Here is a 9,160-nt window from a genome sequence, read left to right as displayed (position 1 = left end):
GGGCGGATTCAACCGCTCGTCGCAACACTCGAGCAAAAGAGGTTGCGATGGAGAAGCGTGTGCGGACAGATCGTCCCCGAGAGGTCCTACGAGAAGATTATAGACCGTTCTGGACTGCGATTGCCTTGGGGCGATCGAGCGGGGATGCTGCGGTTGAGGCCGGGGTGTCGCCGTCGGTCGGAGTACGCTGGTTCCGGAGGGCGGGCGGTATGCCGCCAACACATTTGTCGCGATCGTCCAAACCTCGGTCGGAGCGCTACCTGTCGTTCGCCGAACGTGAGGAGATTGCCATCTTGCGCGCGCAGGGGCATGGGGTGCGAGCCATCGCTCGTCAGCTCGGCCGGCCTCCATGCACGATCTCCCGTGAGCTCCGTCGCAATGTGGCGCGCCGCCATGGCGCTCCAGAGTACCGGGCGACCACGGCACAATGGCATGCTGATCAGTCCGCCCGACGGCCCAAGTTTGCGAAGTTGGCAATCAACCCGACCCTGCGGGATTATGTGCAGGACAGGCTTGCCGGTATGATCGCTAAGCCAGACGGGGCGCTCCTCGTTGGCCCGAAGGTCGTGTGGAAGGGCCGCCGGGCGGTGCATCGGCAAAACCGACGCTGGGCGACGGCATGGAGCCCGGAACAGATTTCTCGGCGACTTCGGCTCGACTTTCCCGAGGATGAGACGATGCGCATCAGTCACGAGGCAATTTATCAGGCCCTTTATGTGCAGGGTCGAGGAGCTTTGCGCCGTGAACTGACGGCCTGCTTGCGCACTGGGCGGGCCTTGCGGATGCCGAGGGCGCGCGCCCGCAAAGGCAGAAGCTTCATTCCTTCCGAGATCATGATCAGTCAACGTCCGGCGGAAGCTGCCGATCGAGCTGTGCCGGGTCACTGGGAAGGTGACCTCATCATGGGCCTCGGTAGTTCCGCGATCGGCACTTTGGTGGAGCGCACGAGCCGTTTTACCATTCTGCTGCATTTGCCGCGCATGACCGGTCAGGAACAGGATGCTCGCGTGAAGAATGGACCTGCACTCGCCGGACATGGCGCTGAGGCGGTGCGAGACGCCATCACCCGCGCAATCTTCACCATGCCCGAGCGACTGCGGCGGTCTCTAACCTGGGATCAAGGAGCTGAGCTGGCTCAGCACGCGCGTCTGAAGATCGATGCAGGCGTGCAGGTCTACTTTTGCGACCCTCACAGCCCGTGGCAGCGCGGCACCAACGAGAACACGAATGGGTTGCTGCGCCAGTACTTTCCAAAGGGGACGGATCTCAGCATGCACGATGCCGATGATCTGGAGGCCGTGGCTCTTGCACTCAACACAAGGCCCCGCAAAACCCTCGGCTGGAAAACACCGGCAGAAACCCTCGACGAATTGCTCCGAGTGAGCGATACACGGAGTGTTGCGACGAGCGGTTGAATCCGCCCTGGATGCCCCGGCCAAGCCGGGGCATGACAGCGGAGTTGGAGGCTCGGGCTCGCGCTAAGCCCGCGCGCGACCGTTCGCCTTGCCGTAGGCGTGGCCGTTGAGCTTCTTCTTGGCGCTCCCCTTGGCACCGACCTTCTTGGGCTTGCGCTCAGCACGCGCCTTCGCCTTGGCCTTCTCAGCCCGCGCCTCGGCGCGCAGCTTCTTGCGCTTCTTCTCGCAGGAGGCGCACTTGCAGCCGATCGGCTTCAGATAGGCTTTGAAATAGTCGGTGCCGTAGTCGTAGTTGATCTCGTCGCCCGGCTCGATGTTCTTGATCGCGCGGATAAAGACCTTGCGCTCGCGCGGACGCACATCGGACTCGGCGTTGGGCCGGCAGGAATGGTTGATGTAGCGCGCAAGATTTTTGCGCACGGAGCCGTCGATGGTCCAGCGGCCGTTCAGCTCGAACAAATATTTGTTCTCGATGTCGTCCTGCTCGGGAATCCGCGAGTCCAGGATCGGTCCGAAATAACGGATGATCCGGGTCCCTTTCTTGATCGGTTTGGTGGCGAAAAGACCGAGTCCGGTCTTGGAGCGGCCGACACGATAGGGTTTTTGCGAAGAGATGACTGGCATGATCGAGAGATAAAAGCGACGCGAACGAGGCGTGGATAGGCTCAAGCGAAGCCGCTCTTCTAGAACGATTCAGCGCCCCTGTCAGGGCCTGTTTGAACCTTCCCCACAATGAAGTCGTCTGATGAAGAGAGTTCCAGGAAACGAGGGTTCGTCGTGAGGCGCGTCACATTCGGTTGCTTGTTCGGATGCTTCGCCATGCTGCTGGCTTGCGCCGGTCCCGATCGCGCCGGCGCCCAATCTCTGGGCAGTACCTATACCTCCACTGCGCCAAAGGATTGCCGCCAGGTCGGCAAGCCCAGCGAGCTCGACGGCAGCACCACGCGTGTCTGTCCGGGCAAGGCCGGGTTCGTGGTGCTGATCGACGAGGACGATCTGCGCGAGATCGTCTCGGTCGGGCGCACCCGCCGCGCGGCGGCCGAGGAGCCGGCCGCAAAAACCTGGTTCCATCCGTTCAATTCGTTCGAAGCCACTATCGAATGGCGCGCTGATGGCGCAAAACCCTTCGCGATCATCCAGCGCTGGCACATCGCCGACGGGGCCGATCTCGACAGGCGGGGACGGCCCAACACCAAGGCGCTGCTCGTGGTGACGCGGCTGCCGCCGGGACCGGTCTGCCATGTCGCCTATGTCGATGCTCTCGCCAATCCGAACGCCAACGCGCTGGCACGGCAGGCGGCGGATAATTTTGCCCGCAGCTTCCGCTGCGACAAGGACGAGGTGAAGGTCATCGGCGCATCGGGTCGCGCCGTCGAGCTCGCGACGATACGTTAGGCCGGGAGCTTGCCCACGACGGTCGACTTCAGCATCGCTTCCAGCAGACTTTCGGCCGTCGTGCCCTTGGGCAGACGCCCGAGGATGTCCTCGAGCCGGCCATCGAGCAGCAACGTTGTGAAGCCATGGACCATCGACCAGGCCCGCGCGATCGCGGCGCCCTGGTCCAGCGTCAGCGCATCGCCGCTGATCTGCTCCTGCCGCATCGCGCCGATGGCGTTGGCGAGCCCGGCGAACGAGGCTTCGGCGGCCTCGTGCAGCGAGGGCCTGGAATAGTCGAGCCGCTCGGTGCGGAACATCAGCCCGTACATGCCGGGATGTGCCTGAGCATAGCCGACATAGGCCTTGGGCCGTGCCAGCGCGCGTTCGTGCGACGTGGCGGCGGCTTTGCAGGCCGACCCCATGGCTTCGTTGAACTGGCGAAAGCCGATCGCCGCGAGCTCACTGACGAGGCCGGTGAGGTCGCCGAAATGATGGGTGGGGGCGGCATGCGACACGCCGGCCTCGCGCGCCACCGCGCGCAGCGTCAGGCCAGCGAGCCCGTCGCGCTCGAGCACACGCTCGGCCGCTTCCAGCAGCGCCTCGCGCAGCGCGCCGTGGTGATAAGGCGTCTCGGTCTTCGCGCTGGCCGCTCGCGGCGCAGGGCGAGGCCGCCCCGTGGCGGATGACGACCTGCGGACGCGGCGAGCTGTTTCAGTCCTGGTCTCGGTTTTGGCCATCACCAAGCTATATGACGCAATATTGACAGTGTAAAGATTTCACTTGACCGAAGTCGCCGCCTGCTCCATTTTATCTTTACGATGTAAAGATAAGGGGAGTTGTCGTGCAGCAGGATGCCTTCGCAGATCGCCGCAGCAATCTCGCGCCGATCCCGTTCGAAGCCGACGCACCGTTCCTCAAGATCGTCGGCGAGCTGCCGCACGAGCTGAACGGCACGCTGTATCGCAACGGCCCCAATCCGCAGTTCGAGGTACCGGGCGCGCACTGGTTCGTCGGGGACGGCATGCTGCACGCCTTTCATCTCGAGAACGGGCGCGCCAGCTACCGCAATCGCTGGGTCCGCACACCGAAATGGCTGGCCGAGCACGATGCCGGCCGTGCGTTTTTCGGCCATGGCTTCGGCGGCAAATTGCCGGACGCGCCTGCCGATGTGACCGACGGTGGCGTCGCCAACACCAACATCATCTTCCACGCCGGCAAGCTGCTCGCGCTGGAAGAACAACATCTGCCGACCGAGATCGAGCCGGGCACGCTCGCCACGCGCGGCTATTGCAACTACCAGGGCCGCGTCGCCGGCACCTTCACGGCGCATCCGAAGATCGATCCGGCAACCGGCGAGCTGGTGTTCTTCGGCTACAACGCTGCCGGGCCGTTCACGCCTGCCCTCTCCTACGGGTCGATCGATGCGTCAGGCAGGGCGACTCGCTTCGAGCGGTTCGAGGCGCCCTACACCGGCATGGTGCACGACTTCATCGTCACCGAGAACCACGTGCTGTTTCCGATCCTCCCCCTCACCGGCAGCAAGGGGCGCGCGATGACGGGCCGGCCGCCCTACGCCTGGGAGCCGGAGAAAGGCGCCTATGTCGGCGTGATGAAGCGCAAGGGCAGCGCGAAGGACGTCGTATGGTTCCGAACCGAGGCCTGCTACGTCTTCCACGTCATGAATGCGTGGGAGGAGAGAAATCGCATCGTCGCCGACGTCATGCAGTTCGAAGAAGCGCCGCTGTTTCCGCATCCCGACGGCTCGCCCACCAATCCCGAGAAATCGTTCGCGCGCCATTGCCGCTGGACCTTCGATCTCGCTGGCAATACCGACCGCTTCCAGCGGACCTATCTCGACGACCTCACCGGCGAATTTCCCCGAGTCGACGATCGCCGCACCGGCCTGAAGAGCCGTCACGGCTGGTACGCCTGCGCCAATCCGAGGCTGCCGATGTTCGGCGCACTGTCCGGCATCGTCCACGTCGACGGCAATGGCCGGCGGCTCGGGCAATATCTGCTGCCGGCCGCCGACACCATCTCCGAGCCGGTGTTCGTCGAGCGATCGAAGGATGCTCCTGAAGGCGATGGCTGGCTGCTCGCGGTGATCTGGCGCGCGCGAGAGAACCGCAGCGACCTCGCCGTGTTCAACGCCACCGATGTCGAAGCGGGCCCCGTCGCGCTGGTGCAGCTCGGCCACCGCGTGCCGGATGGTTTTCATGGCAATTGGGTGGGGGCGCAGTAGTTCTCTCTGCCCCGTCATTCCGGGGCGCGACGAAGTCGTGAGCCCCGGAATGACGAGCGGAGATAGTGGGCCAGCCAAACTCCCACCTCACATAATTTTGACAGTGTAAAGATTCCCCTTGACGGCTCGCCGCCTCTGGATTACTCATCTTGACAATGTAAAGATCGGCTTGACCGAGGCGGCCCATGGCGATTTTCCTGATCCTTGCCCCCTACGGCGTCTATGCCTTCCTGATGCTGCTGACCTCTGCCACCGTCAGCATGTTCGCGGCGGCCGCGATCTGCCTGGCCACCATCGCGATCGACGCCGCCCGCGGCCGCTCGGTGAAGATCCTGGCGCTGGGCTCGGCGATCGTCTTCGCGGGGGTCGGCCTTTACCTCCTGCTGCTCAACCCGGCCCTTGGCACCCTCGCCGTCAAGCTGTCGGTCGATATCGGCATATTCGCCATCTCGCTCGGCTCGATGCTGGTGCGGCGGCCGTTCACCCTGCAATACGCGCTCGAAGCCGTCCCGGCCGAGACCGCGGCGATGCCGGGCTTCCTGCGCGCCAACTACATCATCACCGGCGCATGGACTGCGGCTGCCCTGCTGATGATGGCGTCCAATATCGTGCTGCTCTATGTCCCGGGCCTGCCGATCTGGTCGAGCCTGGCGGTCGCCTTTGCCGCCCGCAACAGCGCGATCTATTTCACAAAGTGGTATCCTGAGTATCGCAGGATCAAGTACGGTGAGCCGGCCGGCGCGCTGCCCAATTCCCGGTGAACAGGATCGACGATGAAGGACGTATTCGCCCGCCTCGCCTCCGACTTCCTCTCCGCCATCGTCTTCCTGGTCATCTATCTCATCACCGACAATGTCATCCTGGCGACGTCGGTGGCGATTGCAGGCGCGATCGCGCAGGTCATCTACGCCCGCGTCAAGGGACGTCAGCTCAATTTCATGACCTATGCGAGCCTCGCGCTGGTCATCGTGCTCGGCGCAGTCACGCTGTTCACCAACGACCCCCGCTTCATGCTGGCAAAGCCTTCGATCGCGCATTTCGCGATCGGCGTCATCATGCTCAAGCGCGGCTGGATGCTGCGCTACATGCCGCCGATCGTCGCCGAGAACGTTCCGGAATATGTGACCGCCGCGGGTTATCTCTGGGCCGCGCTGATGTTCGTGATCGGCGCCGGCATGATCGCGGTGGCCTCGACCGGCGATCTGAAGCTGTGGGCGTTCTACATCTCGGTGGTCGCGGGCGGCGCCAAGATCCTGGCCTTTGCCGTGCAGTATGTCGTTCTGCGGCTCATCGTCACAAGCCGCCTGCGCGCGCAGCGCGCCTAACACAGCGTTAGGCGCACGCCGCAAGTTGGGCTATAGGCTCGGCGCTGGACCGGCCGCGGATCGTCGCGGTTCGCCGGATTATCTTGGGAGACGGGAATGGCCGTAGACGGTAACTGGAATCTGACCATGACGACCCCGATGGGCGAGCGCCAGGCGACGCTGACCCTGCTGAGCTCCGGCGGCACTCTCACCGGGACGCAAGGCGCAGACGGCAATTCCGCCGAGATTTTCGACGGCACCATCAGCGGCGACGCGATCAACTGGAAGGTCTCCATCACCAATCCGATGCCCTTGACGCTCGAGTTCATCGGCAAGGTGTCTGGCGACAGCATGAACGGTGAGATGGGTATCGGCCCGATGGGCAGCTTCCCGTTCACGGGCACGCGGGCGTAAGGCTCTCGGCGAACCGTGCGCGCTCTCCGCCTCATCGCGGCGGCGATCCTGTGTGTCGCGACACAGACGGCGGCACGCGCGGATGACACCGAACCGGCGTGGCGCGCAAGCGCGCTCGCCCTGGTCCCGCCGGGCTATGTGGCGGGTCAAGCCTATCGGACCGATGGAGCGACCGGCTACCTCGCCATCTACCCCGCGACGTCGAACAATCCGAAGATACCGGCGAGCGTGTTCGCTGCACGCCAGGCGCTCGTCGTGACGTTGACGGGCGATGCGACACGCGCCGTGTCGGCTGAATTGAAGCCGCGCGCGGCGCCCGATCCGGACAACGACGACACTGATTTTGCAAAGCTGCACGGCGAACTCGCTGCGAAGCGCGCGACGTTGCCCGAGGGCACCGAGCCCTGCGACCTCGGCGCCTGGTCCATCGACAAGGACCCCAATGGCCTCAACGTCCGCGCCGAACCGTCGGTGAAGGCGCGCGTGCTCGGCACGCTGCCGCCGCCGTATCGGCTGAAGCTCGGCGGCCGCGAGAACACCCCTGACGGCGGCTGGCTCACTGAATTCCGCATCATCGGCTTCAAGGACGGCTGGTTCCTGATCGAGGGCGCCAAATCGCCGGGCAAGGACTACGAGGACGAGAAGCTATATCCGCGCAATGCGCCAAAGCCCTATGCCGGGCGGGGCTGGGTCGCGTCGAACAAGGTCGGCGCGAACTACGCCAATGGCTTCACACGCGCCGGCGGGCTGTTCCAGGCTCCATTCGTCGACGCCAAGTGGATGCCGGCCCAGCACGAACTCGGCGGTCCGATTGACGGCGACGGCGGACCGAAGCGCCTGTTGGCCTGCAGCGGTCTCTGGGGCCTGGTCGAAAGCCACGACGGCGTGCGCGGCTGGTGGCGCTCGCTCTGCTCCAATCAGGTCACGAATTGCAGCTAGTGGTTCATCACAGTGATTTTGACGTTTTGATACCGAGCCATCCGAGGATAGGCAACTTTTCGGGTGGCAAGAGGATCTCGATGCTTCGAGCGACGCCGGGCTGGCGACGAATGAACCCGTTGCGTTCGAGGGTGAGGATCATCTGGTGGACTGACGGCGGGCTGACGCGGAAATGCCGCTGGATGTCGGCCTCGGCGGGCGGCTGTCCGAACATGTACGAGTAGGTATGGATGAAAGCGAGATAGTGTCCCTGCTTCTCGGTGAAGTGCGCGCCTGATTTTTGACTCATAGCTGGATTCGTCCCGGCCTCCGACAAGGAGGCGAAGCATGAATGTACGTTATCGGGTCGAATTGAGCCAAGCCGAGCGGGACGAACTGACGGCAATGCTCGGCGGCGGCACGCATTCCGCCCGCAAACTCAAACGGGCTCAGATTGTGCTGGCGGCCGATTCAGGCAGCTGCGACGCGGAGATTGCCCGAACCGTCCGGGTCAGCCTTTCCACCGTCGGCCGGACCAAACGCCGTTTCGTAGAAGGCAATCTGGAGCGGGCCTTGAGTGAGGAGCCGCGTCCGGGCGCGGAACGCAAGCTGACAGGCAAGGAAGAGGCCCTGCTGGTGGCGACGGCATGCGCCAAGCCGCCCGCCGGCCGCAAACGCTGGACGCTGACATTGCTGGCCGACGCGATGGTCAAGCTCACCGATCACGCCAGCCTGTCGGGCGAGACCGTGCGCCGCCGGCTGGCCGACAACGACCTCAAGCCGTGGCGCCGGGATATGTGGTGCATTCCTCATGTCGACGGCGAATACGTCGCCCGGATGGAGGATGTGCTCGATCTCTACGCCGAGGCGCCGGATCCCGAGCGGCCCCTGGTTTGCTTCGACGAGACCCCAGTCCAGCTGATCGGCGAGGTACGCCAGCCGATCCCTGCCCAACCGGGACAGCGCGAGCGCTACGATTACGAATATCGCCGCAACGGTACCGTCAATCTCTTCGTCACCTTCGATCCGCATCGCGGCTGGCGCAATGTCAAGGTTACAGACCACCGCGCCGCGGTCGACTACGCGCACTGCATGCGCGAACTCGTCGACGTCCACTATCCCAATGCCGCCTGCATCCGTGTGGTGCAGGACAATCTGTCGATTCATACGGCCGGCGCGCTATATCAGGCATTTGCGCCTGCCGAGGCCCGTCGCATCCTGCGCCGCCTCGAGTTCCACTACACCCCGAAACACGCCAGCTGGCTCAATATGGTCGAGTGCGAGATCAGCGTGCTGCAGCGCCAGTGTCTCGGCCGTCGCATCGACGATCCCAAAAGGCTTCGAAAAGAAATCGCAGCATGGCAACGGCAGCGAAACAAGGCGCGAGACCGCATCAAATGGATGTTCACAACCGACAAAGCCCGCGCCAAACTCGGTCGCGCCTATCCAGTTGCCGCCAAAGAGTCAAAACCACTGTGATGAACCACTAG

The 9,160-nt window shown here is 64.0% G+C and carries 11 protein-coding genes; 8 read left to right on the top strand and 3 right to left on the bottom strand.

Annotation, left to right across the window (positions count from 1 at the left end; translation table 11 throughout):
* The first annotated feature begins 47 nt into the window (after positions 1 to 47).
* Positions 48 to 1,415 carry an IS30 family transposase gene (locus AXW67_RS27915; RefSeq protein ID WP_201723621.1) on the top strand — a complete coding sequence of 456 codons (1,368 nt, stop codon included), beginning with the start codon at positions 48 to 50 and terminating at the stop codon, positions 1,413 to 1,415.
* A 63-nt stretch (positions 1,416 to 1,478) separates the two neighbouring features.
* On the opposite strand, the gene AXW67_RS27910 is transcribed toward AXW67_RS27915, so the two are convergent.
* Positions 1,479 to 2,039 (bottom strand): SET domain-containing protein, encoded by a 561-nt coding sequence (locus tag AXW67_RS27910; RefSeq protein ID WP_063680483.1) that lies wholly within the window; start codon positions 2,037 to 2,039, stop codon positions 1,479 to 1,481.
* A gap of 195 nt (positions 2,040 to 2,234) precedes the next feature.
* On the opposite strand from AXW67_RS27910, the gene AXW67_RS27905 reads away from it, so the two are divergent.
* Positions 2,235 to 2,810 carry a hypothetical protein gene (locus AXW67_RS27905; RefSeq protein ID WP_063680484.1) on the top strand — a complete coding sequence of 192 codons (576 nt, stop codon included), beginning with the start codon at positions 2,235 to 2,237 and terminating at the stop codon, positions 2,808 to 2,810.
* Here the strand turns inward: AXW67_RS27905 and AXW67_RS27900 are convergent.
* Positions 2,807 to 3,529, bottom strand: coding sequence for a TetR/AcrR family transcriptional regulator (locus AXW67_RS27900; RefSeq protein WP_063680482.1), 723 nt, complete (start codon positions 3,527 to 3,529; stop codon positions 2,807 to 2,809). The genes AXW67_RS27905 and AXW67_RS27900 overlap by 4 nt on opposite strands.
* Positions 3,530 to 3,633: 104 nt before the next feature.
* On the opposite strand from AXW67_RS27900, the gene AXW67_RS27895 reads away from it, so the two are divergent.
* The 5 genes from AXW67_RS27895 (at position 3,634) to AXW67_RS27875 (ending at position 7,691) form a co-directional block, all read left to right on the top strand.
* Positions 3,634 to 5,034, top strand: coding sequence for a carotenoid oxygenase family protein (locus AXW67_RS27895; protein WP_063680481.1), 1,401 nt, complete (start codon positions 3,634 to 3,636; stop codon positions 5,032 to 5,034).
* A gap of 185 nt (positions 5,035 to 5,219) precedes the next feature.
* The gene (locus AXW67_RS27890) at positions 5,220 to 5,795 is read left to right on the top strand and encodes a hypothetical protein (protein WP_027552622.1); all 576 of its coding nucleotides are present in this window, start codon (positions 5,220 to 5,222) and stop codon (positions 5,793 to 5,795) included.
* 12 nt (positions 5,796 to 5,807) lie between these two features.
* On the top strand, positions 5,808 to 6,359 hold the full coding sequence (locus AXW67_RS27885; protein ID WP_027552623.1) for an inner membrane-spanning protein YciB: 552 nt from the start codon (positions 5,808 to 5,810) through the stop codon (positions 6,357 to 6,359).
* A gap of 96 nt (positions 6,360 to 6,455) precedes the next feature.
* Positions 6,456 to 6,752, top strand: a complete 297-nt coding sequence (locus AXW67_RS27880; protein ID WP_063680480.1) for a hypothetical protein — start codon at positions 6,456 to 6,458, stop codon at positions 6,750 to 6,752.
* 15 nt (positions 6,753 to 6,767) lie between these two features.
* Positions 6,768 to 7,691 (top strand): SH3 domain-containing protein, encoded by a 924-nt coding sequence (locus tag AXW67_RS27875; RefSeq protein WP_063680479.1) that lies wholly within the window; start codon positions 6,768 to 6,770, stop codon positions 7,689 to 7,691.
* Positions 7,692 to 7,698: 7 nt separating this feature from the next.
* On the opposite strand, the gene AXW67_RS27870 is transcribed toward AXW67_RS27875, so the two are convergent.
* Positions 7,699 to 7,980, bottom strand: coding sequence for a LexA family protein (locus AXW67_RS27870; RefSeq protein WP_063675745.1), 282 nt, complete (start codon positions 7,978 to 7,980; stop codon positions 7,699 to 7,701).
* Between the two features lie 38 nt (positions 7,981 to 8,018).
* Between AXW67_RS27870 and AXW67_RS27865 the strand changes: the two genes are divergently transcribed.
* Complete coding sequence (locus AXW67_RS27865) at positions 8,019 to 9,149, top strand: IS630 family transposase (protein ID WP_063675747.1); 1,131 nt, start codon at positions 8,019 to 8,021, stop codon at positions 9,147 to 9,149.
* The last annotated feature ends 11 nt before the right edge of the window (positions 9,150 to 9,160 follow it).

Origin of the sequence: Bradyrhizobium neotropicale (assembly GCF_001641695.1) — a bacterium.
Taxonomy (GTDB): Bacteria; Pseudomonadota; Alphaproteobacteria; order Rhizobiales; family Xanthobacteraceae; genus Bradyrhizobium; species Bradyrhizobium neotropicale.
Note: the sequence above shows the minus strand (reverse complement) of the source record. Positions and strands in the feature narration are given on the sequence as shown.

Excerpts from the sequence above, each read along its gene's own strand:
- AXW67_RS27905 (WP_063680484.1), top strand. The coding sequence starts at position 2,235 with ATGCTGCTGGCTTGCGCCGGTCCCGATCGCGCCGGCGCCCAATCTCTG.
- AXW67_RS27880 (WP_063680480.1), top strand. The coding sequence starts at position 6,456 with ATGGCCGTAGACGGTAACTGGAATCTGACCATGACGACCCCGATGGGC.
- AXW67_RS27865 (WP_063675747.1), top strand. The coding sequence starts at position 8,019 with ATGAATGTACGTTATCGGGTCGAATTGAGCCAAGCCGAGCGGGACGAA.
- AXW67_RS27885 (WP_027552623.1), top strand. The coding sequence starts at position 5,808 with ATGAAGGACGTATTCGCCCGCCTCGCCTCCGACTTCCTCTCCGCCATC.
- AXW67_RS27915 (WP_201723621.1), top strand. The coding sequence starts at position 48 with ATGGAGAAGCGTGTGCGGACAGATCGTCCCCGAGAGGTCCTACGAGAA.
- AXW67_RS27910 (WP_063680483.1), bottom strand. The coding sequence starts at position 2,039 with ATGCCAGTCATCTCTTCGCAAAAACCCTATCGTGTCGGCCGCTCCAAG.
- AXW67_RS27870 (WP_063675745.1), bottom strand. The coding sequence starts at position 7,980 with ATGAGTCAAAAATCAGGCGCGCACTTCACCGAGAAGCAGGGACACTAT.
- AXW67_RS27890 (WP_027552622.1), top strand. The coding sequence starts at position 5,220 with ATGGCGATTTTCCTGATCCTTGCCCCCTACGGCGTCTATGCCTTCCTG.
- AXW67_RS27900 (WP_063680482.1), bottom strand. The coding sequence starts at position 3,529 with ATGGCCAAAACCGAGACCAGGACTGAAACAGCTCGCCGCGTCCGCAGG.